General features: G+C 40.8%; 19 protein-coding genes, 2 tRNA genes and 2 rRNA genes. 1 reads left to right on the top strand and 22 read right to left on the bottom strand.

The window, feature by feature from the left end; genetic code table 11:
- The 9 genes from SK608_RS10510 to pbp2a form a co-directional block, all read right to left on the bottom strand.
- Positions 1–2,184: ribosomal RNA gene (locus SK608_RS10510) — 23S ribosomal RNA — on the bottom strand; the annotation flags it as partial.
- 124 nt (positions 2,185–2,308) lie between these two features.
- Positions 2,309–2,381, bottom strand: a tRNA-Ala gene (locus SK608_RS01555).
- A 51-nt stretch (positions 2,382–2,432) separates the two neighbouring features.
- Positions 2,433–3,978, bottom strand: a 16S ribosomal RNA gene (locus tag SK608_RS01550).
- Between the two features lie 241 nt (positions 3,979–4,219).
- A tRNA-Glu gene (locus tag SK608_RS01545) sits at positions 4,220–4,291 on the bottom strand.
- A 91-nt stretch (positions 4,292–4,382) separates the two neighbouring features.
- Complete coding sequence (locus SK608_RS01540) at positions 4,383–4,862, bottom strand: hypothetical protein (RefSeq protein ID WP_033676015.1); 480 nt, start codon at positions 4,860–4,862, stop codon at positions 4,383–4,385.
- A 120-nt stretch (positions 4,863–4,982) separates the two neighbouring features.
- Entirely contained in the window at positions 4,983–5,519 is a 537-nt protein-coding gene (gene nusG, locus SK608_RS01535) for a transcription termination/antitermination protein NusG (RefSeq protein ID WP_000376740.1), read from the bottom strand.
- Between the two features lie 54 nt (positions 5,520–5,573).
- The gene (gene secE / locus SK608_RS01530) at positions 5,574–5,750 is read right to left on the bottom strand and encodes a preprotein translocase subunit SecE (RefSeq protein ID WP_001210991.1); all 177 of its coding nucleotides are present in this window, start codon (positions 5,748–5,750) and stop codon (positions 5,574–5,576) included.
- 9 nt (positions 5,751–5,759) lie between these two features.
- Positions 5,760–5,912, bottom strand: coding sequence for a 50S ribosomal protein L33 (gene rpmG, locus SK608_RS01525; protein WP_001809375.1), 153 nt, complete (start codon positions 5,910–5,912; stop codon positions 5,760–5,762).
- 52 nt (positions 5,913–5,964) lie between these two features.
- On the bottom strand, positions 5,965–8,160 hold the full coding sequence (pbp2a, locus tag SK608_RS01520; RefSeq protein ID WP_033676013.1) for a penicillin-binding protein PBP2A: 2,196 nt from the start codon (positions 8,158–8,160) through the stop codon (positions 5,965–5,967).
- 86 nt (positions 8,161–8,246) lie between these two features.
- Here pbp2a and SK608_RS01515 point away from each other — a divergent pair, with 86 nt between their 5' ends.
- Entirely contained in the window at positions 8,247–9,122 is an 876-nt protein-coding gene (locus SK608_RS01515; protein WP_082242383.1) for an RluA family pseudouridine synthase, read from the top strand.
- Between the two features lie 68 nt (positions 9,123–9,190).
- On the opposite strand, the gene gap is transcribed toward SK608_RS01515, so the two are convergent.
- From gap to SK608_RS01450, 13 genes are all read right to left on the bottom strand, one after another.
- Positions 9,191–10,201 carry a type I glyceraldehyde-3-phosphate dehydrogenase gene (gene gap / locus SK608_RS01510; protein WP_000260687.1) on the bottom strand — a complete coding sequence of 337 codons (1,011 nt, stop codon included), beginning with the start codon at positions 10,199–10,201 and terminating at the stop codon, positions 9,191–9,193.
- A 176-nt stretch (positions 10,202–10,377) separates the two neighbouring features.
- Positions 10,378–11,679: an ABC transporter permease gene (locus SK608_RS01505; RefSeq protein ID WP_200872039.1), complete on the bottom strand. Its 1,302-nt coding sequence runs from the start codon at positions 11,677–11,679 to the stop codon at positions 10,378–10,380.
- Positions 11,648–12,331 (bottom strand): ABC transporter ATP-binding protein, encoded by a 684-nt coding sequence (locus tag SK608_RS01500; protein ID WP_033676011.1) that lies wholly within the window; start codon positions 12,329–12,331, stop codon positions 11,648–11,650. The genes SK608_RS01505 and SK608_RS01500 overlap by 32 nt, the downstream gene beginning before the upstream one ends.
- 199 nt (positions 12,332–12,530) lie before the next feature.
- Entirely contained in the window at positions 12,531–13,451 is a 921-nt protein-coding gene (locus SK608_RS01495) for a helix-turn-helix domain-containing protein (RefSeq protein WP_023945661.1), read from the bottom strand.
- 123 nt (positions 13,452–13,574) lie between these two features.
- Positions 13,575–16,226 (bottom strand): bifunctional acetaldehyde-CoA/alcohol dehydrogenase, encoded by a 2,652-nt coding sequence (adhE, locus tag SK608_RS01490; RefSeq protein WP_033676009.1) that lies wholly within the window; start codon positions 16,224–16,226, stop codon positions 13,575–13,577.
- Between the two features lie 299 nt (positions 16,227–16,525).
- Positions 16,526–16,936: an MORN repeat-containing protein gene (locus tag SK608_RS01485; RefSeq protein ID WP_000429317.1), complete on the bottom strand. Its 411-nt coding sequence runs from the start codon at positions 16,934–16,936 to the stop codon at positions 16,526–16,528.
- Complete coding sequence (locus SK608_RS01480) at positions 16,923–17,366, bottom strand: low molecular weight protein-tyrosine-phosphatase (protein WP_033676006.1); 444 nt, start codon at positions 17,364–17,366, stop codon at positions 16,923–16,925. Before SK608_RS01480 ends, SK608_RS01485 begins: the two co-directional genes overlap by 14 nt.
- Before the next feature lie 46 nt (positions 17,367–17,412).
- On the bottom strand, positions 17,413–17,712 hold the full coding sequence (gene yajC / locus SK608_RS01475; RefSeq protein WP_000445811.1) for a preprotein translocase subunit YajC: 300 nt from the start codon (positions 17,710–17,712) through the stop codon (positions 17,413–17,415).
- Positions 17,713–17,837: 125 nt separating this feature from the next.
- Positions 17,838–19,814, bottom strand: a complete 1,977-nt coding sequence (gene tkt, locus SK608_RS01470; protein ID WP_033676003.1) for a transketolase — start codon at positions 19,812–19,814, stop codon at positions 17,838–17,840.
- A 113-nt stretch (positions 19,815–19,927) separates the two neighbouring features.
- A complete protein-coding gene (gene ulaG / locus SK608_RS01465; protein WP_033676001.1) occupies positions 19,928–21,019 on the bottom strand; it encodes an L-ascorbate 6-phosphate lactonase in 1,092 nt (363 codons plus the stop codon).
- A 111-nt stretch (positions 21,020–21,130) separates the two neighbouring features.
- Positions 21,131–22,804 (bottom strand): BglG family transcription antiterminator, encoded by a 1,674-nt coding sequence (locus SK608_RS01460; RefSeq protein ID WP_000242091.1) that lies wholly within the window; start codon positions 22,802–22,804, stop codon positions 21,131–21,133.
- Between the two features lie 166 nt (positions 22,805–22,970).
- Entirely contained in the window at positions 22,971–23,678 is a 708-nt protein-coding gene (locus tag SK608_RS01455; protein ID WP_001077564.1) for an L-ribulose-5-phosphate 4-epimerase, read from the bottom strand.
- A gap of 1 nt (position 23,679) precedes the next feature.
- Positions 23,680–24,543 (bottom strand): L-ribulose-5-phosphate 3-epimerase, encoded by an 864-nt coding sequence (locus SK608_RS01450; protein WP_000113590.1) that lies wholly within the window; start codon positions 24,541–24,543, stop codon positions 23,680–23,682.
- Between the last annotated feature and the right edge of the window lie 2 nt (positions 24,544–24,545).

Here is a 24,545-nt window from a genome sequence, read left to right as displayed (position 1 = left end):
ACGGGTAGTATCCCAACAACGTCTCCTTCGAAACTGGCGTCCCGATCTCTTAGACTCCTACCTATCCTGTACATGTGGTACAGACACTCAATATCAAACTGCAGTAAAGCTCCATGGGGTCTTTCCGTCCTGTCGCGGGTAACCTGCATCTTCACAGGTACTAAAATTTCACCGAGTCTCTCGTTGAGACAGTGCCCAAATCATTACGCCTTTCGTGCGGGTCGGAACTTACCCGACAAGGAATTTCGCTACCTTAGGACCGTTATAGTTACGGCCGCCGTTTACTGGGGCTTCAATTCATACCTTCGCTTGCGCTAAGCACTCCTCTTAACCTTCCAGCACCGGGCAGGCGTCACCCCCTATACATCATCTTACGATTTAGCAGAGAGCTGTGTTTTTGATAAACAGTTGCTTGGGCCTATTCACTGCGGCTGACTTAAAGTCAGCACCCCTTCTCCCGAAGTTACGGGGTCATTTTGCCGAGTTCCTTAACGAGAGTTCTCTCGCTCACCTGAGGCTACTCGCCTCGACTACCTGTGTCGGTTTGCGGTACGGGTAGAGTATGTTTAAACGCTAGAAGCTTTTCTTGGCAGTGTGACGTCACTAACTTCGCTACTAAACTTCGCTCCCCATCACAGCTCAATGTTATAGATATAAGCATTTGACTCATATCACACCTCACTGCTTAGACAGACTCTTCCAATCGTCTGCTTTAGTTAGCCTACTGCGTCCCTCCATCACTACATACTCTAGTACAGGAATATCAACCTGTTGTCCATCGGATACACCTTTCGGTCTCTCCTTAGGTCCCGACTAACCCAGGGCGGACGAGCCTTCCCCTGGAAACCTTAGTCTTACGGTGGACAGGATTCTCACCTGTCTTTCGCTACTCATACCGGCATTCTCACTTCTATGCGTTCCAGCACTCCTCACGGTACACCTTCTTCACACATAGAACGCTCTCCTACCATACCTATAAAGGTATCCACAGCTTCGGTAAATTGTTTTAGCCCCGGTACATTTTCGGCGCAGGGTCACTCGACTAGTGAGCTATTACGCACTCTTTGAATGAATAGCTGCTTCTAAGCTAACATCCTAGTTGTCTGTGCAACCCCACATCCTTTTCCACTTAACAATTATTTTGGGACCTTAGCTGGTGGTCTGGGCTGTTTCCCTTCCGACTACGGATCTTAGCACTCCGCAGTCTGACTGCCGACCCATAATTCATTGGCATTCGGAGTTTATCTGAGATTGGTAATCCGGGATGGACCCCTCACCCAAACAGTGCTCTACCTCCAAGAATCTTAATGTCGACGCTAGCCCTAAAGCTATTTCGGAGAGAACCAGCTATCTCCAAGTTCGTTTGGAATTTCTCCGCTACCCACAAGTCATCCAAGCACTTTCAACGTGCCCTGGTTCGGTCCTCCAGTGCGTCTTACCGCACCTTCAACCTGCTCATGGGTAGGTCACATGGTTTCGGGTCTACGTCATGATACTAATTCGCCCTATTCAGACTCGGTTTCCCTACGGCTCCGTCTCTTCAACTTAACCTCGCATCATAACGTAACTCGCCGGTTCATTCTACAAAAGGCACGCTCTCACCCATTAACGGGCTCGAACTTGTCGTAGGCACACGGTTTCAGGTTCTATTTCACTCCCCTCCCGGGGTGCTTTTCACCTTTCCCTCACGGTACTGGTTCACTATCGGTCACTAGGGAGTATTTAGGGTTGGGAGATGGTCCTCCCAGATTCCGACGGGATTTCTCGTGTCCCGCCGTACTCAGGATACTGCTAGGTACAAAGACTATTTTAAATACGAGGCTATTACTCTCTTTGGCTGATCTTCCCAAATCATTCTTCTATAATCTTTGAGTCCACATTGCAGTCCTACAACCCCGAAGAGTAAACTCTTCGGTTTGCCCTTCTGCCGTTTCGCTCGCCGCTACTAAGGCAATCGCTTTTGCTTTCTCTTCCTGCAGCTACTTAGATGTTTCAGTTCACTGCGTCTTCCTCCTCACATCCTTAACAGATGTGGGTAACAGGTAGTACCTGTTGGGTTCCCCCCATTCGGAAATCCCTGGATCATCGCTTACTTACAGCTACCCAAGGCATATCGTCGTTTGTCACGTCCTTCTTCGGCTCCTAGTGCCAAGGCATCCACCGTGCGCCCTTATTAACTTAACCTTATTCTTTGACCTTTCAGTCATAAACTCTTATTAATACTACAGCGTTTTCGGTTTATTTTCTTGTTACTATTTGATATAGATATTCAATTTTCAATGTGCATTACTTGGTGATCTCTCACCAATGGAGCCTAGCGGGATCGAACCGCTGACCTCCTGCGTGCAAAGCAGGCGCTCTCCCAGCTGAGCTAAGGCCCCACAAGACCTCTCAAGACTAAACAAGACCAATGCGCAGTTCCTTATCCTTAGAAAGGAGGTGATCCAGCCGCACCTTCCGATACGGCTACCTTGTTACGACTTCACCCCAATCATCTATCCCACCTTAGGCGGCTGGCTCCTTACGGTTACCTCACCGACTTCGGGTGTTACAAACTCTCGTGGTGTGACGGGCGGTGTGTACAAGGCCCGGGAACGTATTCACCGCGGCGTGCTGATCCGCGATTACTAGCGATTCCGACTTCATGTAGGCGAGTTGCAGCCTACAATCCGAACTGAGACTGGCTTTAAGAGATTAGCTTGCCGTCACCGGCTTGCGACTCGTTGTACCAGCCATTGTAGCACGTGTGTAGCCCAGGTCATAAGGGGCATGATGATTTGACGTCATCCCCACCTTCCTCCGGTTTATTACCGGCAGTCTCGCTAGAGTGCCCAACTGAATGATGGCAACTAACAATAGGGGTTGCGCTCGTTGCGGGACTTAACCCAACATCTCACGACACGAGCTGACGACAACCATGCACCACCTGTCACCTCTGTCCCGAAGGAAAACTCTATCTCTAGAGCGGTCAGAGGGATGTCAAGACCTGGTAAGGTTCTTCGCGTTGCTTCGAATTAAACCACATGCTCCACCGCTTGTGCGGGCCCCCGTCAATTCCTTTGAGTTTCAACCTTGCGGTCGTACTCCCCAGGCGGAGTGCTTAATGCGTTAGCTGCGGCACTAAACCCCGGAAAGGGTCTAACACCTAGCACTCATCGTTTACGGCGTGGACTACCAGGGTATCTAATCCTGTTTGCTCCCCACGCTTTCGAGCCTCAGCGTCAGTTACAAGCCAGAGAGCCGCTTTCGCCACCGGTGTTCCTCCATATATCTACGCATTTCACCGCTACACATGGAATTCCACTCTCCCCTCTTGCACTCAAGTTAAACAGTTTCCAAAGCGTACTATGGTTAAGCCACAGCCTTTAACTTCAGACTTATCTAACCGCCTGCGCTCGCTTTACGCCCAATAAATCCGGACAACGCTCGGGACCTACGTATTACCGCGGCTGCTGGCACGTAGTTAGCCGTCCCTTTCTGGTAAGATACCGTCACAGTGTGAACTTTCCACTCTCACACTCGTTCTTCTCTTACAACAGAGCTTTACGATCCGAAAACCTTCTTCACTCACGCGGCGTTGCTCGGTCAGACTTCCGTCCATTGCCGAAGATTCCCTACTGCTGCCTCCCGTAGGAGTCTGGGCCGTGTCTCAGTCCCAGTGTGGCCGATCACCCTCTCAGGTCGGCTATGTATCGTCGCCTTGGTGAGCCGTTACCCCACCAACTAGCTAATACAACGCAGGTCCATCTGGTAGTGATGCAATTGCACCTTTTAAGCAAATGTCATGCAACATCTACTATTATGCGGTATTAGCTATCGTTTCCAATAGTTATCCCCCGCTACCAGGCAGGTTACCTACGCGTTACTCACCCGTTCGCAACTCATCCAGAAGAGCAAGCTCCTCCTTCAGCGTTCTACTTGCATGTATTAGGCACGCCGCCAGCGTTCGTCCTGAGCCAGGATCAAACTCTCATTAAAAGTTTGAGTTCTCACTCATTTCTGTCACTGACAGATTTATTGTTTTTCATTGTTCAGTACTACAACCTTAGTTGTAGTGCCCTGCACATTGGTTCGTCTTGTTCAGTTTTCAAAGGTCTTTGTCACTCACTTCTCTCAAGCGACAACTATATTAGTGTATCACAGTTGCTTTCGCTTGTCAACACTTTTTTGAAACTTTTTTAAAACTTTTTTCATCAAGTGCCTCAACCGCAACATACCATAGTCCGTACGGGATTCGAACCCGTGTTACCGCCGTGAAAAGGCGGTGTCTTAACCCCTTGACCAACGGACCTGAGTTATTATTTTCAACTCTTACTATTATACCGACTTTTCAAACTTTGTCAACACCTTTTTTAAACTTTTTTACTTTTTTGTATGAATTCCTAATGAGTACGGATGTCAAACTCTTTAAACACAATACGTAAGTCCTTTAGCACTCTTTGACGCCCTCGGAAGCGTTCATGTCTTAAGACGCGTTCTAACTCTTCTCGTTGCTCTTTATTTTGTTTGTTTCTATAAGCTCTTAGTGTTTCATGAAAGAGATAATAGTCATCTAGCCAGAGTCCTCCCTCACTTATACGATGACTAATCTCACCTACTTCTTCATAAGGTTCTTTATTATATCTTCGTTTGTGGCTTTCTTGCTTACGGCTATAGTCTAAAATTCGATTTCGAAACTTAGTTTTGAAATATTTCCGTAAACGTGGGATATCTTCTACAAGCCCTTCTTCTCTACTGATTAATTCATGTAAGCAGAGCATGCCTTCTTGGTCCCAATCCGACAATTCCCATAAATGCAAGTAATATTCATTTCTACTCTTATATACAATTCCCTGAACTTCTTTATACAATTCTTTAAGCATTCTTTTCCCCTTTCTAGATACAGTCTAACAGATTCAGAAACACTTTTGGCACATTTCATCCATTCTGCACCCTTTAGTTCCTCAACTGCACAAAAAAGAGAGGTCTTGCCTCTCTCAGGGTTATAATTCTGCAATTTGATTTAAGTTTACTTCTGCAACTGTATCATTACCAAACATAGAGATAATCATCTTCACTTTGTTATTATCAATCTCTGTAATCTTACCAGTATAGTCTGCAAAAGCACCATCAATGATACGTACAGTTTGACCAACTTCAACATCGATATCAAACTCTTGTACAGTTTGTCCCATAGAAACCAAGATATCACGGATTTCTTGTTCCAATAATGGAGTTGGTTTTGATCTATTTCCGTGAGATCCGACGAATCCTGTAACATTTGGTGTATTTCGAACAACAAACCAAGCTTCATCTGTCATGACCATTTCTACAAGAACATAACCTGGAAAGCGATTTTCTTCTACTTCTTTTCTCTTTCCATTTTTTTCAACTTGCACTGTTTGTGTTGGAATTTCAACGCGTAGAATATTATCCAACATATTGTAGGTTTGTGCACGTTGTAATAGATTTTCTTTTACCTTATTTTCATAACCAGAATAAGTTTGTAAAACAAACCACCCTTTATCAAAACTATCCATGATATTTCCTTTCATAAATAGAAGATTTCTAGTGTAATTAACTCCACTAGCCTTCTAAAAAATGTTAATAAATCGAATCAAACCTGAAACAATCAACTGGTCAAAAATGTAAATAATTACTACAAAGAAAGCTGTGTATTCCATAATAGAACGAAAATCTCTCCAGCTTTCCTTGCGAGTTGGCCATGTTGTGTCTTTAAGAAGTCTAAAAATATCTCCAATAAAACGCATCGCTCTCTCCTATCTCGTTTCTCTGTGTGTAGTGTACTTGCCACAATGCTTACAAAATTTATTTACTTCTAGTCGTGTAGGCTTGGGGTTTCCACTAATCTTGATTGAATAGTTTCTCGAACCACAAACCGCACAAGCTAGGCTTGCTTTTTTTAGTGCCATAACGCCTCCATCTTATCTATTATAACAAGAAAGCTAGGCTTTGACAAGCATCTTAGCGAAATAGATTGACTACCGAATCCCATATTGTTTGAGCTTTTTCCTTAATCTTCGCATCTGAGATAGCCCGACTAGCCTCATCTACTAGACTTTGCGCACGTCCTCGAATATCAGACAAATTATCATCTGTCTGGCTATTATCATTGGTTTGTACTTGTCTTTTTGTGTTAGCTGGTGCAATTCCGTTTTTCTTATATGCATTTTCAACTGTAAAGGTACTTCCTGGCGTATAAGGTAAAATAGTATTTGCAATATTTCTAAAGACATGAGCTGCACCGTTTGAAGTAGATCCTGCTAGATAGTGATTTTCATCAGTGGTCGGGAAACCAAGCCAGTGACTAATCACTACATCCGGAGTATAACCAATCACCCACTGGTCACTTGTGTACTCCGGATTGAAAACTGCTTCAGTTGTTCCAGTTTTCCCTGCCATGACATAATCTGCAGGCGATGAACTAATACCGGTACCGTTGGTGAATGTCCCCAACATCATACTGGTCATCTTATCAGCTACAGACTTATCAATCACCCGTTTTTGTGAATTTTTATGGCTTGCAATAACTTGTCCACTAGCATTTTCAATTCTACTAATAAAATGAGCTTCAGGCATTAAACCTTCATTTGCAAAGGCAGCATATGCTTGAGCCATTTGCAGAGGATTGGTTTCGACACCACTTCCCAAGGCGACACCAAGAACACGGTCGACCTTTTCCATGTTGAGTCCGAATTTTTCGCCTGCCTCAAAAGCCTTGTCGACGCCCAAATCATTAACAGTAGCAACAGCAGGTAGATTAAGCGATTCTGCCAAGGCTTGATACATGGGAACTTCTCGACTCTTTTTGATTCCTGCATAGTTATCTACCTTATAGTTGTCATACTTCATGGTATGGTTATCCAACTGCTTGTTCAAAGCCCAACCTGCCTCAACTGCTGGTGTATAAACAACTAAAGGCTTAATTGTAGAACCAGGGCTACGTTTTGATTGAGTTGCATAGTTGAAATTTCGGAATCCAGTTTTATCATTGTCAGCCACTTGACCGACAACTCCACGAACTCCCCCTGTTTTCGGTTCGAGAGCTACACTTCCTGATTGAGCAAATGTTCCATCCTCGGCCCTCGGAAATAGCGATGTATTTTCATAGACAACCTGCATATTTGCTTGATAGTTTTGGTCCAGCTCTGTATAAATGCGGTAGCCATTATTGACAATTTCTTCCTCTGTTAGATTATACTTGGAAACGGCTTCGTTAACCACCGCATCAAAGTAAGAAGGATAGCGGTAATCTGAGATTTTTCCTTCATACTGATCGTGCAATTGCGAAGTCATATCAACTTCTGCAGCTTCGGTTTCTTGGTTTTTATCAATGTAACCCGCTGCAACCATATTTTGTAAGACAGTGTCGCGACGATTAGTCGAATCTTGTACGGAATTCAAAGGATTATACAGTTCCGGCCCTTTGAGCATCCCTGCCAGAGTCGCAGCTTGATCCAAACTCACTTCTGACGCAGAAACTCCAAAGTATTTCTTACTCGCATCTTCTACACCCCACACACCATTTCCAAAATAGGCATTGTTAAGGTACATGGTTAGGATCTGATCCTTGCTATATTTTTTAGTCAATTCTAAAGCCAAGAAAAATTCTTTCGCTTTTCTCTCAACAGTTTGATCCTGCGACAAATAGGCATTTTTAGCCAGCTGTTGGGTAATAGTAGAGCCACCACCTGAACGACCAGCAGTGACAATAGCCAAGAAGAAACGACCATAGTTAATCCCGTCGTTTTTATAGAAGGAACGGTCTTCTGTCGCAATAACAGCATTCTGCAAATTTTTACTGATATCAGTCAATTCAACATAAGTTCCTTTTTGACCAGACAAGGCACCAGCCTCTTTTTCTTCACGGTCAAAAATGAGAGTTCGAGTTTTCAAGGAGTTTTGCAAATCGTTAACATTGGTTGACTTAGCTACAGCAAACAAATAGGTTCCAACTAACAAGCCTGCACTCAAACCTAGTATAAGGACAATCTTTGTTAGATGATAACGACGCCAGAATTTTCGAATTGGACCTACTTGGGCTAATTTTTTTCGATCACTGCGAGAGCGACGTAAGCTAGTAGAATCAGAGTCCTCTAGTTCACTTGTTTCTTTTTTAAAAAGAGAAAGAAATTTCTCAAACAATTTATCTAATTTCATGCGTTTATTTTATCATCTTCATCATAGGAAGACAAGAATTTAGCTATTTCCTATCCAAATAGGGCTTTTTTTGTTACAATATCTGTATGCAATTCACATTTACATTACCAGACTCTCTACCTCAAATGACGGTAAAGCAATTACTTGAGGAACAACTCCTCATCCCTAGAAAAATCCGTCATTTTTTGAGAATCAAGAAACATATTTTGATAAATCAAGAAGAAGTCCACTGGAACGAAATCGTAAATCCTGGAGATGTTTGCCAGTTAACTTTTGACGAGGAAGATTATCCCGAAAAAGAAATTCCTTGGGGCAACCCAAACCTCGTTCAAGAGGTTTATCAAGATCAACACTTGATTATTGTCAACAAACCAGAGGGTATGAAAACCCACGGTAACCAACCAAATGAAATCGCCCTTCTTAACCATGTCACTGCCTACGTTGGCCAGACCTGTTATGTCGTTCATCGTCTGGACATGGAAACCAGCGGCTTAGTCCTCTTTGCCAAAAATCCTTTTATCCTGCCTATTCTCAATCGCTTGTTGGAGAAAAAAGAGATTTCTAGGGAATATTGGGCACTTGTTAATGGAAATATCAACAGCAAAGAGCTTATTTTCAAGGATAAAATCGGACGTGATCGTCATGATCGCAGAAAAAGAATAGTTGATGCAAAAAATGGGCAATATGCTGAAACGCATGTAAGCAGATTAAAGCAATTTCCAAACAAAACTTCCTTGGTTCGTTGCAATCTAAAGACAGGGCGAACACATCAAATCCGTGTGCACCTTTCGCATCATAACTTCCCTATTTTGGGCGACCCTCTCTATAATAGTAAATCAAAGACAAGTCGTCTTATGCTTCATGCCTTCCGACTGTCCTTTACCCATCCACTTACATTAGAAAAATTAAGCTTCACTACCCTATCAGATACTTTTGAAAAAGAATTAAAAAAGAATGAATGATCGTGTCATCCATTTTTCCATATAAGAAAAGCAAGACCACGAGGCCTTGCTTTTTATCGACTCAAGAATTATTTAGCGATTTTTGCGAAATATTCAAGAGTACGAACAAGTTGTGCAGTGTATGACATTTCGTTGTCGTACCATGATACAACTTTAACCAATTGTTTACCGTCAACGTCAAGAACTTTAGTTTGAGTTGCGTCAAACAATGAACCGTAAGACATACCTACGATATCTGAAGATACGATTGGATCTTCTGTGTAACCGTATGATTCGTTTGAAGCTGCTTTCATAGCTGCGTTCACTTCATCAACAGTAACGTTCTTTTCAAGAACTGCTACCAATTCAGTAACTGATCCAGTTGGAGTTGGAACGCGTTGTGCAGATCCGTCAAGTTTACCGTTCAATTCTGGGATTACAAGACCGATAGCTTTTGCAGCACCAGTTGAGTTAGGAACGATGTTTGCAGCACCAGCGCGAGCACGGCGAAGGTCACCACCACGGTGTGGTCCGTCAAGGATCATTTGGTCACCAGTGTAAGCGTGGATAGTAGTCATCAATCCTTCTACAACACCAAAGTTATCTTGAAGAGCTTTAGCCATAGGAGCCAAGCAGTTTGTAGTACATGAAGCACCTGAGATAACTGTTTCAGTACCGTCAAGAACGTCGTGGTTAGTGTTGAATACAACTGTTTTAACGTCGTTTCCACCAGGAGCAGTGATAACAACTTTTTTAGCTCCACCAGCGTGCAAGTGTTTTTCAGCAGCTGCTTTCTTAGCAAAGAAACCAGTAGCTTCAAGAACGATTTCTACACCGTCGTTAGCCCAGTCGATTTGTTCTGGATCACGTTCAGCAGAAACTTTGATGAATTTACCGTTAACTTCAAATCCACCTTCTCTAACTTCAACAGTACCGTCGAAACGACCTTGAGTTGTGTCGTATTTCAACAAGTGTGCAAGCATAACTGGATCTGTAAGGTCGTTGATACGAGTAACTTCAACACCTTCTACGTTTTGGATACGACGGAAAGCAAGACGACCGATACGTCCGAAACCGTTAATACCAACTTTAACTACCATTAGTGATTTCCTCCTTATGAAAATCATGAAATTTTTATTGTGAAAAGAGTAACTTGAATCACTACAAATCACCTTTCAACAAACCTATTATATAACTATTTAAGTTTAATTGCAAGTACGGGCATTGTTTTTCTATGTTAGTTTCTTTTCAAGACTATAAATCAAGGAATCCCTTACTATTCATATCGTAGCGATTCTACAGGATCCATTTTACTAATTTTACGCGCCGGGAAGTAAGCTGAGACATAACCAAGTAAGAGAGCGAAAGCTAGAGTTCCTAAAACAGATAACAAATTTAATTCAAAAACCTTCGTGATGGATGGGTAAAAGTGATTTACAACCGCATTCGCCAAACTTCCCACCCCTTGTGCAACCAAAAAGGCCAGTAACAAGGCGATGCTTACAATCCAGATAGCCTCGTAAATAAAAATTCCTTTGACATCACGATTTTGATAACCAACTGCCTTCATGACACCTATTTCCTTAGAACGTTGCATGATATTGATGTAAATAATGATACCAATCATGACCGCTGCTACCACAATAGCTTGTGATGAAAGTACAATCAACAATCCCTGAATAACAAGAATAAAAGTAATCACAATATCAAGAACCTTCTGTTGAGAAAGAACAGTATACTTCTTATTTTTCTGTAATTCTTCTGTTACCACTTTTGTCTGTGATGGATCTTTGAGTTCCAAGATAAAATAAGATACAGCTTTTGTAAATCCAGCTTCTTTCAAAATTGTTTCCATTTGACTAGACGGCATGAAACTGTTACTGTCCTCCATGTCATCTTCATCATTAATCACACGTACAATCTTCGTTTGAAATTGAGCAGTTTTGCTAGCTTCAGCAGCATTTTCTACAATACTTGCTGAGACTGATTTGCCAATAACATCAGTAGCTGTCAGATTGTTTCCTGTCTGTTCATTCCAATTTTTTAGTAAACTGCTTGGAATCGTCAAGCCCTGTTCATTTGTATCAGTATAGAGGGATCCAGCTACCACTTTGTCCTTTTCATTACTACTAACAGAAATACTTGTATCCTCATAGAGACTCACTACTTGAGCATAAGAAGGCATCGTTTGACTCAGATCCATTTCTTGCCCATCTATAGTAATATTTGACATGGTCATCCCAAAAGGACTCTCCAAATATTTAATAGCTTCTTTCCCAACTGTATCCGTGATATAGTTCTTATCATCTTGGTTCAAAAAGCCTCGTCCAACATTTTTTGTGTTTAAAGCAATCTGAACTTGAGAAGGAATTTGACCTCCATTCGTATTTTCATCAATCATCGAAATCAATGCATTTCCCAAGCCGAAAGAAATTAAGACTCCTACAAAACCGATTGAGGTTGCTAGCGCAATCAATAGGTTACGCCACTTTCTTTCCAGAAAGTTATTTAAAGAAAGTTTGAATTTATTTTTCAATGATAATCCTTTATTTTTTGACTTCTTCAACGACTTCACCATCCTTCATTTTGATAATCACATCTGCATATTCGGCAACCTCTGGATTATGGGTTACAATCAATACTGTTTTCCCTGTTTGGGCTAAATTTTTAAACACTTCCAATACCATTTCTTGGGATTGAGAATCCAGCGAACCCGTTGGCTCATCTGCTACAATCATATCAGGCTGATTTACCAAGGCTCGCGCGATTGCTACACGTTGCTTTTGCCCGCCAGAAAGCTGTTTAACATTTTTAGCCATAAAAGGTTCCATTCCCAAGCTACTTAATTGCTCCTTTGCAATCATTGTCATCTCCCTGTCAGATAAATCTTTGACATAGAGAGGTAGCTTGACATTGTCCAAGACAGACTGATGTGGAATGAGGTTAAAGTTTTGAAACACAAATCCAATCTTATCTTTACGAAATTGAGTTAGTTCAATCTCTGATAAGTCACGGAGGGATTCCCCTTTAAACTCTAAATCTCCTTCATATTGTCTATCTAAACCGCTGATGATGTTTAGTAGACTGGTTTTGCCACAGCCTGATGGACCGTAAATCGCTGTAATTTTACCTTTTGCAATCTGCAGATTAATATTTCTTAGAGCCTGCTCTTGATGTTTACCGTCCAAAGTGTAAAATTTTGAAATATTTTTAATGGATAAAATGGACATTCTTTCCCCCTTATTTAAAACCGTTATCGTCATACATCGTACTGATAGAAAATCCTTCAAGTTGATTGACCCTATAGGCCTACTACTTAAAATTTTCTCTCTATTGCCTAGTTTGCTTCTGGATGTATATCAAGTAAAATTCATTGTAACAAAAAAGCGACATTTCCCCAATGACAGAAATGTCACTCCTATAAATCATTTAATAATACCTTTCTAAGTCTTCGCTCCATTCCTTATCTAAACTAACGAGTAACTTCTCATTACCAAACATCCTCGCCATCATTTTTGCTTCTTCATACTTTTGTTTGGCTGTATCATAATCGGTATGAATATAATATTTCCACTCCACCATCAAGACAATCGGTTGCTTTTGGAAATCTCGTGTTTTTTGTCCTATTTTATTTAAGGTCTCGACTGCCCTCTTAAAATAATGAAACAGCCCCATAATTTCTATACAAGCTAAAGAAGCTAACAAGGAATCTCTAAGTAAGTCCAAACAATCGAACTCTATCTTATCAACCTGAGAACTTAGTTTGTCATGAAAACAAAGAATGGTTTCATGCTCAGATTCTTTTATCTCACCCACATTTAAACCATCCATTAACTGACAGTTGAAATACAGTCTCAGTTTCAACAAGTCCTCGGCTTTATATACATCTCTGGATAGTAAATCTTGAAGACCGTCTTCAATCACACCACTTCCGTATAAGGAATTACTAGTCGCTCTCACTGCATCTATAGCTTGAAGACAATCCACTAGCACTTTCTCATCACGGGGCAGGTCATCATAAAAACACTCAAAAATCTCATCAAAATATTCTTCCTTTTGTTCCTGCAACTCCTCGTCTCCATAGTCAGGATGATGTAAAAGAAAGTACTTTAATTCTTGGTAACGCTTGGGTAATTCCTTATAATCTGGCATCAAGACGTAGGACGGAATTTCTAATCGTTCTGCAATATATTCTAGTGTTTTTATCGTCGGGCGAAATTCTCCTTTTTCAATCCGCACCAACTGACGCACTGATAATTCAGACTCATCCCCGCAAAAAACTGGACGACTAAGTCCTTTCTCCTCTCTTAAAAGTCGCACTTTATCCCCTAACTCATTTATCTTGTTCATTTGCCCCTCGCATGATTATTAAAGATTTGATTTTCAAACAAATATATGCGATGATTATACCATTTTTCAAATAGAATTACAAAAAAAGAGACAGGATTTCTCCTGCCTCTAGGCTGATAACAATTATTTACGGCGTCCTGGTCTTTCTTTGTAGCCATAGTAAGAATCTTCGATGATTTCTTGCATGTGGTCAACCATTGGAAGGCGTGGATTTGCAGGCGAACATTGATCTTCATAAGCAAGGAAGGCCAATTCACGAGAATGTTCTTTCCATTCTTTTTCATCAATTCCTTGTGCTTTGAAGTTCATTTGGATACCTACGCGCTCACCAAGTTCGTAGACAGCTTTTGCGTAAGATTCCACACCTTCTTCTGGAGTAGAAGCTGGAAGTCCAAGCATGCGTGCGATATCTTGGTATTTTTCATCTGCACGGTAGTAGTTGTACTTAGGCCATGTTGCTGTCTTAGCTGGACGTGTACCGTTGTAGCGGATGACGTATGGAAGCAAGATAGCATTTGTACGACCGTGAATTGTGTGGAATTGCGCACCAATCTTATGAGCCATTGAGTGAGAAATACCTAGGAAGGCATTGGCAAAGGCCATACCAGCGATTGTTGAAGCGTTATGCATTTTCTCACGTGAGTGGAAGTCTGCATTCTTAACTGAGCTTTCAAGGTTTTCAAATACAAGCTTGATGGCTTGAAGTGCAAGACCGTCAGTGTAGTCGCTAGCCATTTGTGATACGTAAGCTTCAGTCGCGTGGGTCAATACGTCCATACCAGTGTCCGCAGCAACAAATCCAGGAATTGTCAATACCAAGGCAGGGTCTACGATTGCCACAGTTGGTGTCAATGAGTAGTCAGCGATTGGGTATTTACGGTTGTTTGCTTTATCAGAGATAACGGCAAATGGAGTTACTTCAGATCCTGTACCAGATGTTGTTGGGATTGCGATGAATTTAGTCTTCTTACCAAGCAATGGGAATTTGAAGGCACGTTTACGGATATCCATGAATTTTTGAACAAGGTCACGGAAGTCTACTTCTGGTTGTTCGTAGAAGAGCCACATTACTTTAGCAGCGTCCATTGGAGATCCACCACCGAGAGCGATGATTGTATCTGGTTTGAAGGCGCGCATAATCTCAGTACCACGATTTACAGTTGTGATATCTGGATCTGGTTCTACATCAGCAAAGATTTGATAAACAACCTTATTGCGACGAAGGTCAAGTTGTTCGATGATACGATCAAGGAAACCAAGTTCTACCATGGCATGGTCAGTAACGATCATGACACGTTCAACGTCACGACATTTTTGAAGGTATTGAATTGAATCACGTTCAAAGTATGTTTTTGAAGGAAGTTTCATCCATTGCATGTTATTTCTCCGTCTTCCGACTTTTTTGATATTCAAGAGGTTAATGGCACTAACGTTATCCCCAACTGAGTTGCGTCCGTAAGAACCACATCCAAGTGTCAATGATGGCAAGAAGGCATTGTAAACGTCCCCGATACCACCGAAAGTAGAAGGTGAGTTACAGATAACACGAATAGCTTTAACAGCTTTACCAAATTCTTTAGTCAATTCTTCATCAGCTGTGTGGATGGCTGCTGAGTGCCCAAGACCGTTAAATTCAACCATTTGACGAGCCTTAGTAATACCATCTTCACGGCTTTCAGATTTCAAAACTGCGATAACTGGTGACAATTTTTCACGAGTCAATGGCTCATTTTCACCAACTTCTTTACATTCTGCAGCAAGAATGTTTGTTCCTTCTGGAACTGTAAATCCTGCTTGTTCTGCAATCCAAGTTGCTGGTTTACCAACGATGTCAGCGTTCAATTTCGCACCAGCACAGTTTTTGCTGTTTGCTTTCACGCCGAAGCAGAACTCTTCAAGAAGTGCTTTTTCTTTTTTGTTTACAAAGTAAGTGTGGTAAGATTTGAACTCTGCTACAAATTCATCGTAAATTTCTTTATCAATGATAACCGCTTGCTCTGAGGCACAGACCATACCGTTATCAAATGATTTAGACATGACGATATCGTGTGCTGCTTGACGAATGTTTGCTGATTTTTCAACATAAGCTGGAACGTTTCCGGCACCTACCCCAAGAGCTGGTTTACCACATGAATAAGCCGCCTTAACCATGGCATTACCACCTGTTGCAAGGATTGTCGCAACACCTTCGTGGTTCATAAGGGCACTTGTTGCTTCCATAGATGGTTGAGTAATCCATTGCACACAGTTTTCAGGAGCACCAGCTGCGATAGCTGCATCGCGGACGATACGAGCTGCATGAGCAGATGATTCTTGTGCTGATGGATGGAAGGCAAAGACGATTGGGTTACGTGTCTTCAATGAAATCAATGATTTGAAGATTGCTGTTGATGTTGGGTTTGTTGTTGGAGTGATACCACAAACAACACCAACTGGTTCAGCGATAAGAGTCAAACCTGTTACATCGTCTTCTTCGATAACGCCAACTGTTTTAGTGTGGCGCATGTTGTTTACTACGTGTTCACAAGCAAACAAGTTCTTAGTTGCTTTATCTTCAAATACACCACGTCCTGTTTCTTCAAAGGCATGTAAAGCCAATTCTCCGTGGGCATCCAAAGCTGCTACTGATGCTTTGGCAACGATGTAGTCAACCTGCTCTTGATCCAACTTACGCATTTCTTCAAGAGCAACTAGAGCTTTTTGCACCAATCCATCGACATGCTTTTCAGCAGCGAGTTTCTTTTCCTCTGGTGTCACAGTTTTTTTATCAGCCATATTTTCCTCCATAGCTTTCAAGGATTTAATCCTTTGTTAATTTTTTCACAAGTTTATTATAACGCATTATTTCAACTTTGTAAACAGTTTCATAAACATTTCACAAAGAATTTTTAGTTCCTTGTGAAATCTTTCTCATTTTCTTTGCTTATCAGGTTTTATCTTTGAAGTTTGTGAAATTTATTTCAAATATTTTTTTATTTCACAAACTTGCTTGGAAGAGAGACTTGGAAAGAAAGGGATTTGCAGGTAAGCGCTTACTTTAACATTCTAACAATACCTCCTTTGATAAGGAGGCTTTATTTTTGTTGAAAAACGCCTTGTTTAAAAGTCCCTTCATAAACGACTTCTTGTTCTGTTGTTAGTTTCCCTTTCCCTTCAGCCTGACCATTTACAAAATCTCCTTCGTAGGTCCAGCCTTCTTTGGATTGAAAGGTACCTTTTCCGTTGAAGGCTCCATTGTTGAAACCACCTGTATATTGGTCTCCATTTTGGAAAGTAATGGTACCTTGTCCATTCATTTTACCACGTACAAGACTGCCATCGTAAACAATCGTTCCATTATCAAGCTTTAGAACACCTTTTCCGGGAATATTTAGAAAAAAGACGAGTACAGCACAGAAAACAATGGCAACTACTGCTAAAAGCTCTAAACGTGGACGAGTCAGATAGACACGATACTTCTCGTAAAAATTCTTAAGATTTTCCACCTTCACTCTCCTTTTCTAAACGTTCTAACCAAGCTTGACAACCTTCTTGAACACGCTGATAGGTTTCCTCAAAATCTCCTGTATACCAAGGATCTGGAACACTTTCAGATGCAAATGAGTAAATCTTATCTTGACAGTCTGCTGGACACATCTGACGTAGGTCAGAAACATTTGCAGCGTCCATTCCGATAATATAATCAAAGGCTTCAAAATCTTCCTTACTAATCTGAAGCGATGTCTTGCCTTTTTCATAAGGAATCTCATACTCTTGAAAAATCCCTTGAGTTCCCTTATGAATCGGATTGCCATGTTCCCAAGAGGACGTCGCTCGACTTTGGACTTCATAATTATCTGTCATCGATTTCATCACAAACTCGGCCATAGGGCTGCGACAAATATTTCCCAGACAGACAAAGACTAGTTTTTTCATCCCATTTCCTTTCTTTTACAGAAAAACGGGAGTTAGTGATCCCGCCTTATTTTTCAATTGCGCCTTCTAGTGAAGCTGTTTCTTTCAGCGGTAATACTGTCTTGATAGCAGCTAGTTCAAAAGTCAAGTAAACTCCATCTACATCAAGGACAATTGTTCTCTTCTCCGTATCTACTTCATCGACTGTTCCGTAAAGTCCACCGATTGTAATCACTTCATAGCCTTTTTGCAGTTTATTTAAGCTTTCCATACGTTTTTGTGCTTGTTTCTTTTGAGAACGTTGCGTAAAGAACATCAAGCCCACCATAGCCACAAGAATGATTAAAAATGTATATTGTGATTCCATTATATTCTCCTTTGTCTTTTACATAGGACTACTATATCAAATTTCAGCTACTTTTACAAGATTGTACCTTGCTTTTCTAGTAAGAAAAACCAGAAAAACCAGAGCTTGCGCCCTGATTTTTATAATTATTTCAAGTTTTGAACGACTTTTACAAGATTTTCGACAGTAAAGCCATATTCTGACAATACTTTTGGTGCTGGGGCAGAGGCTCCGAAGGTATCAATACCAAGAACAGCACCATCTAGTCCAACATATTTGTACCAGTTTTGAGTTGCACCCATTTCGACTGCAACACGACGGCGAACTGCATTTGGAAGGATTTCTTCCTTGTAAGCTGCATCTTGTTTATCAAAGACATCTGTAGATGGCATGCTGACTACGCGGACTTTTGCTCCTTGACTAGCCAATTCTTTGGCAGCTGAGACAGCAAGATTAACCTCTGAACCTGTTGCAATCAAGATGGTATCAAAGTCTGCTGCATTTTCATAGACAACATAGGCACCTTTTGCAACCTTGTCGAAGTCTGTTCCCTCTTCGACAGTCAAGTTTTGACGGGTCAAGACAAGAGCAGTTGGTGTTTTCTCACTTGTCACTGCAAGGTACCAAGCTGCTTGCGTTTCACGCGCATCTGCTGGACGGAAAACGTTTAGATTTGGCATAGCACGAAGACCTGCCAAATGCTCAACTGGTTCGTGCGTTGGACCGTCTTCCCCAACTGCGATTGAATCGTGGGTAAAGACATAAGTCACAGGAAGTCCTTGTAAGGCTGACAAGCGGACAGCTGCCTTCACATAGTCTGAGAAAACGAAGAAAGTTCCACCGTATACACGAAGTCCACCATGAAGAGCCATCCCGTTCAAGATCGTTCCCATTGCAAATTCACGAACACCAAACTGAATGTTACGGTTCAAGCGATTAGCATCGTCTTGAAGTCCGTCAGTCTTGATATAAGTCATGTTTGAGTGAGCTAGGTCAGCTGATCCACCCAAGAAAGTTGGTAACTTAGCTGCCACAACATTCAAGGCATCTTGGCTTGAATTACGAGTTGCTTGAGAGAAACCATTTTCTAATGCTGGGAAGTCTGCTGGAGTCACTTCAACTGGATCGCGTCCATCAATAATGGCTTCTACTTCTGCAGCCAATTCTGGATGCGCTTCTTTATAGTCAGCAACTAATTTTGTCCAAGCTTCATAAGCTGATGCGCCACGGTCTGCAACATGTTCTTTGAAATCAGCATAAACTTGTTCTGGAATTTCAAATGGTTCATAGTCCCAACCAAGGGCTTGACGAGTTGCTACAGTTTCATCTGCTCCAAGAGGAGCACCGTGTACAGCATTAGTTCCTTGTTTGTTTGGAGAACCGTATCCAATAACCGTCTTCACTTCAATCAAAGATGGTTTGCCTGAAGCTTTTGCTGTTTCGATAGCAGCATGGATAGCTTCCAAATCTGTTCCATCTTCAACCAAGGCTGTGTGCCAACCGTAGGCATTGTAACGGTCACGAACACTTTCTGTAAAGGAATCCTTTGTCTCACCATCCAAGTTGATGTCATTTGAATCATAAAGAACAACCAACTTGTCTAGTTTTTGCAAACCTGCGTATGAAGCTGCCTCGCTTGAGACACCTTCCATCAAGTCTCCATCTCCACAGATAACGTAAGTATAGTGGTCAAAGATATTGTAGCCTTCACGGTTATACTTAGCTGCCAAGAAACGTTCTGCCTGGGCAAAACCAGTGGCAGTTGAAATACCTTGCCCTAGAGGACCTGTTGTAGCATCAATCCCTGCTGTATGACCAAATTCTGGGTGACCTGGTGTTTTTGAACCCCACTGACGGAAGCTCTTAATCTCATCCATGCTAACATCTTCAAAACCAGAAAGGTGAAGAAGGGCATAAAGAAGCATTGAACCATGGCCTGCTGAAAGAATAAAGCGGTCACGGTTAATCCAGTTTGGTTGAGCTGGATTGATACGAAGTTGTTTTGTAAAGAGGCTGTAAGCCATCGGAGCTGCTCCCATAACCACACCTGGGTGACCTGAGTTGGCTTTATTAATGGCGTCAATACCTAGGAAACGAATTGCATTAACAGATAGATTTGACATAGAATTTCCTTTCTATTTGAGGTGATTATTGAATCACACATTCTATTTTACTATTATATGAAAATTATCCGTATCATGCAACATACGGATAACCTCCAAAGAATATTTTTATATTATAGCAAAGCTTTAAATTGAATGTTAGAGTCTTGTTCAAAACAATCATCAAAACCACGTGGATGATGGTATTCTACTAAGTGTTGATCTTGAGGATAAGTGTACTTACCGCCAACTTCCCAGATAAATGGATGGAAATCGTATTGCAAGCGATCTTTTCTCATTTTCCAAAGTTCTAGAATCTCATTAGTAGAAGCCATGAAGTTAGACCAGATATCATAGTGAACTGGGATAATGACTTTGGTACGCAGATTTTCTGCCATACGAAGAAGGTCGATAGATGTCATTTTATCTTGGATACCTACCGGATTTTCACCATAGTTATTCAAAGCAACATCAATTTTAAAGTCTTTACCATGTTTTGCAAAATAGTTTGAGAAGTGAGAATCTGCACCATGATAGATAGTTCCACCTGGTGTTTCAAAGATATAGTTAACAGCCTTTTGAGCCATTTCTTCATCTGTAACAGCTAAGCCAGCAAGTTCACCGCCTGTCTCATCAGCACCGTTCACTGGGAGAGTTACCAAGCAAGTACGGTCAAATGATTCTACTGCATGAATCTTCATATCTTTTAATTCGATAGTGTCACCTGGTTTAACAACGATGATACGTTCTTTTGGAACACCCCATCCTTCCCAGATTCGTCCACAGTGGTAAGGACCGATAAACTTAACATGCTCTAACTTAGAATTGTTGAGAATTGCTGCAGCTGTGTATGGGTCGATATGATCACTATGGAAGTGTGAAACTAAGTAATAATCTAGTTCGTTGATAGCAAATGGATCGATAACCATCGGCTGAACACGTAAGTTTGGTTGCAACTTACGAACACCTGCCATATTTGCCATTTGGTGCCCACGAACCATATCTTTCACTTTTTTGGTTGATTTTCCACGGTTTGACCAAAGGTCCATGACAACGTTAGCACCACCTGGTGTCTTAATCCAAGTACCACAGTTGCCTAGCCACCACATGGCAAAATTGCCTTCAGGTACGACTTCTTCTTCGATTTCTTCGTTCAACCATGTTCCCCACTCTGGGAAAGTAGCTAAAATCCATGACTCTCTTGTAATTTCTTTGACGTTTGGCATATGTTGCCTCCTTTGGATATAATTGTTATCTTTGAGATTAGTATACCACCCTTCAAAACACTAAAAAAGACCAAGAAAAACACAGGTTTGTGTTCATCATTGGACTGTCCTTCAAATATCTTCCAAAAAAGCTTGAACTACTATTTCTTGATTTATAAGTGTTTGAACCTCTTCTTGGAACTTACTAGCCAACTTACTGTCTACAATATAAGACGAAATAAGACTAGAAAGATTTTCACTGAAACTTTTGCTCTCATTACGAAATATATTGTGTTTAAGATAGTCTAGCATTTTCAAAATATCTTCTGCTTCAAGGATAGGATTAACCCTTAAAATCGGAAATCTGCTATCCAAATCATCATTAGTAGTAATCACTACATCAACTTGTGCAATATCTTCCACACTCTTAAATTGTTCTGTTGTAAATACAGTGCCAATTTGCTCATTTGGAAAATAAAGTTTGCATTGTTTCAGCAAAAGTCTCGAAACCGCAACACCTTCATCACAAACGAGATAAACTTTTTTCATATTTTTTTGAGACGATGGTGTATACTTTAAAAATCCTCCAATATGAATCGTCAAATAGGCAATATCATCGTCTGTTAGCCGAATAAACCATGCTCCTTCTAAAATTTCCGCAGATTTTCTAGTGACTAAAAATAATTCTCCATACTTGGATCGAATTTGTTTTGTTAGAGGATTTTTAGAAAAAATACCGTAAGTCTTTCTAAATAACAAGGCTTTACAGTGGATCATCAAATTTCTTAACAAATCATCCTTGTTCTCAATCTCCATTCGGATTTGTGATTCAAAATACCAGATGAATTCTTCTAAAGCAAGTTTTAACTGCCGAAAATCATCACTTTCTGCATGAATATCCAAATCTTTACGATAGGAGAGGAGAAGAACAGCTACAAGAGAAACTTCAAGTTCTGACAAAGAAATTTCAAACTTTTGAAACAACCGTTCTCCTAATTTCTTAGACACCTGATACTCTATTCTTTTTCTTATCAAAGAAAATTCTTTCTCTATATCCTGATGTCTTTCTTGATACTGTTCAACATTATGACAGCTTAACAGCAAATAAGGTAGAACCTGCAACATAAAAGTTACTTCATGATGATTTATTTTCTTCCCTAAATCTTGTTCAACTAAAGGAACCTGTTCCTTAAAAAATTGGTTCATTTCAACAGAAAGCAAACACTCACCATCTAACCTCTCTTTCATCTTATCTTCTAAAATAGATACAAAAGTGGCATTTTCTTCCATAAAAATATGATATAGAAGCGATTGAAGATACTGAATTTTATTAAGAGGGTGGGCATGAAGATGGTATCCCTGTGACTTGCTCACTTGCAAGGTCACCTGATATTGTTCCAAAGTTAGTTGATAACGAATACTATTCAAATCATTGAGAACAGTATTCCTAGACACCTCTGTTAACTCCATCAATTTTTCAATCGTAATACGTTCTTTAGAAATACCTATCCATAGTAACATTATCATCATACGTTCATGCGCACTCATGATATAATCGTACGAATCTACTTCCGATAATAGTTCACAACAAGCATCTCTCTGCTCTTCCGTTAAGTGAATACCAATTCGTGGAATACTAATGATATGAAGCGCCTCGTCACCCAAAGCAGCATTGATTTTGTCAATGTGATAATAAATTTTCCTTCTTGACTCTTTCAAATCTTTTGAAATCGCCATAATCGTTTTGGACGTTTCTTGATCCATCAAATATTGAAGCAAATCACAACTTGCCTTATCCAGTACCATATTTCATACTCCTCTATCAATCAACTGCCTTGAAAACAACTTTATAATAGTATCACATTCACTAACGCATTTCAATTATCAACAGTAGTCTCTTAATAACGAATACTTACAATTACAAAAGCGAGGCTTGGATCGAAAGGTCCTAGCCTCTTTTCAATTCAATTTCTTATTTCTTTTGACCGTAATAAGCATTTGGTCCATGCTTACGTTGGTAGTGTTTTTCTAGAATGTACTGAGGAGCAGGTTCAACTCTTGGATTGATTTGTTCTGTAAAGCGATTCATCTTTGATACTTCCTCTAGTACGACAGAGTGATAAACAGCATTCTCTGGATTTTTTCCCCAGGTGAATGGACCGTGATTACGTACAACAATACCTGGTACTTCAACAGGATTGAGACCACGACGCTCAAATTCTTCTACGATAACCAAGCCAGTATCTTTTTCATAGGCTACTTCTACTTCATCTTTGGTCAAACTACGAGCGCAAGGGATTGAACCGTAGAAATAATCTGCATGGGTTGTTCCATAGAAAGGAATATCACGTCCAGCCTGTGCCCAACCAACTGCTTCTGTCGAATGGGTGTGTACCACACTACCAATCTCTTGCCATGCCTTATATAACTGCACATGAGTTGGGAGGTCAGAAGATGGTCTTAAATCTCCTTCTAGAACTTGGCCATCCAAGTCCGTCACCACCATGTTTTCAGGTGTCAATTCGTCATAATCTACGCCTGATGGTTTAATAACAATGATACCTAGTTCGCGATTGACTTCCGATACATTTCCCCAGGTAAATTTAACAAGTCCATGTTTTGGTAATGATTGATTGGCATTACAGACTCGTTTACGTATATCGTTTATTACTTGATTCATCTTACATCAAACCTGCTTTCTTAATTAGTGGATAGAGAAAAGCTTGCGCCTCTTGAATGGCTGCGCGTGTTTCTTCTACAGTTTCACAATTTTCAGACCACATTTCGATTAGGAAAGGTCCATTATAATTGGTTTGTTTTAAAATATCGAAAGCTTCTTCCCATTTGACACAACCTTGCCCAAAAGTTACATCTCGGAACTGGCCCTTTGAACTTTCTGTCACTGCATAAGTATCCTTGAGATGGAGAGCTGCGATGGCATGATGCCCAAGATAAAATTCACTGTAGACATCATTATGCCATGCAGATACATTACCAATATCTGGGTATACAAAGAGGTAGGGAGAGTCAATCTCTTTTTCTACAGCCAAGTATTTTTCGATGCTATTGATGAAAGGATCATCCATAATTTCAATAGCAAGTACCACCTGAGCCTCTTCAGCCCAGTCACAAGCTTTTCTCAAATTTTTGATAAAACGTTGGCGTGTCTGGGGTGACTTTTCCTCATAATAAACGTCGTAACCAGCTAATTGAATAGTACGAACTCCCAAGTCTTGGGCTAATTCAATACATTTTTTCATGAGTTCTAGAGATTTTTCCTCTAGAACTGGATCATTTGATCCCAATGGGTAGCGACGATGGCCTGAAAAACAGATAGAAGGAATACGAACACCAGTTTTATAGATTGCTTTGACAACTTCCAAACGCTCGTCCTTGCTCCAGTCCAGTCTTGCTAAACGCTCGTCACGTTCATCAATAGACATCTCGACAAAATCAAATCCTAACTCCTTGGCAAAATTTAAACGTTCTAGCCAAGTAAAGTGTGTCGGGGTTGCCTTTTCATAAATTCCAATTGGACGTGCCATGG

It is taken from the genome of Streptococcus mitis subsp. hohhotensis (assembly GCF_000722775.1).
Classification (GTDB): Bacteria; Bacillota; Bacilli; order Lactobacillales; family Streptococcaceae; genus Streptococcus; species Streptococcus carlssonii.
Note: the sequence above shows the minus strand (reverse complement) of the source record. Positions and strands in the feature narration are given on the sequence as shown.

Coding starts and splice junctions, on each gene's coding strand:
- SK608_RS01540 (WP_033676015.1), bottom strand. CDS start 4,862: ATGCTTAAAGAATTGTATAAAGAAGTTCAGGGAATTGTATATAAGAGT.
- rpmG (WP_001809375.1), bottom strand. CDS start 5,912: ATGGCACTAAAAAAAGCAAGCCTAGCTTGTGCGGTTTGTGGTTCGAGA.
- SK608_RS01480 (WP_033676006.1), bottom strand. CDS start 17,366: ATGAAAAAACTAGTCTTTGTCTGTCTGGGAAATATTTGTCGCAGCCCT.
- SK608_RS01455 (WP_001077564.1), bottom strand. CDS start 23,678: ATGAATCAAGTAATAAACGATATACGTAAACGAGTCTGTAATGCCAAT.
- adhE (WP_033676009.1), bottom strand. CDS start 16,226: ATGGCTGATAAAAAAACTGTGACACCAGAGGAAAAGAAACTCGCTGCT.
- SK608_RS01515 (WP_082242383.1), top strand. CDS start 8,247: ATGCAATTCACATTTACATTACCAGACTCTCTACCTCAAATGACGGTA.
- nusG (WP_000376740.1), bottom strand. CDS start 5,519: ATGGATAGTTTTGATAAAGGGTGGTTTGTTTTACAAACTTATTCTGGT.
- yajC (WP_000445811.1), bottom strand. CDS start 17,712: ATGGAATCACAATATACATTTTTAATCATTCTTGTGGCTATGGTGGGC.
- SK608_RS01450 (WP_000113590.1), bottom strand. CDS start 24,543: ATGGCACGTCCAATTGGAATTTATGAAAAGGCAACCCCGACACACTTT.
- ulaG (WP_033676001.1), bottom strand. CDS start 21,019: ATGCCAAACGTCAAAGAAATTACAAGAGAGTCATGGATTTTAGCTACT.
- pbp2a (WP_033676013.1), bottom strand. CDS start 8,160: ATGAAATTAGATAAATTGTTTGAGAAATTTCTTTCTCTTTTTAAAAAA.
- secE (WP_001210991.1), bottom strand. CDS start 5,750: ATGCGTTTTATTGGAGATATTTTTAGACTTCTTAAAGACACAACATGG.
- SK608_RS01500 (WP_033676011.1), bottom strand. CDS start 12,331: ATGTCCATTTTATCCATTAAAAATATTTCAAAATTTTACACTTTGGAC.
- SK608_RS01505 (WP_200872039.1), bottom strand. CDS start 11,679: ATGGTGAAGTCGTTGAAGAAGTCAAAAAATAAAGGATTATCATTGAAA.
- tkt (WP_033676003.1), bottom strand. CDS start 19,814: ATGTCAAATCTATCTGTTAATGCAATTCGTTTCCTAGGTATTGACGCC.
- gap (WP_000260687.1), bottom strand. CDS start 10,201: ATGGTAGTTAAAGTTGGTATTAACGGTTTCGGACGTATCGGTCGTCTT.
- SK608_RS01495 (WP_023945661.1), bottom strand. CDS start 13,451: ATGAACAAGATAAATGAGTTAGGGGATAAAGTGCGACTTTTAAGAGAG.
- SK608_RS01460 (WP_000242091.1), bottom strand. CDS start 22,804: ATGGTACTGGATAAGGCAAGTTGTGATTTGCTTCAATATTTGATGGAT.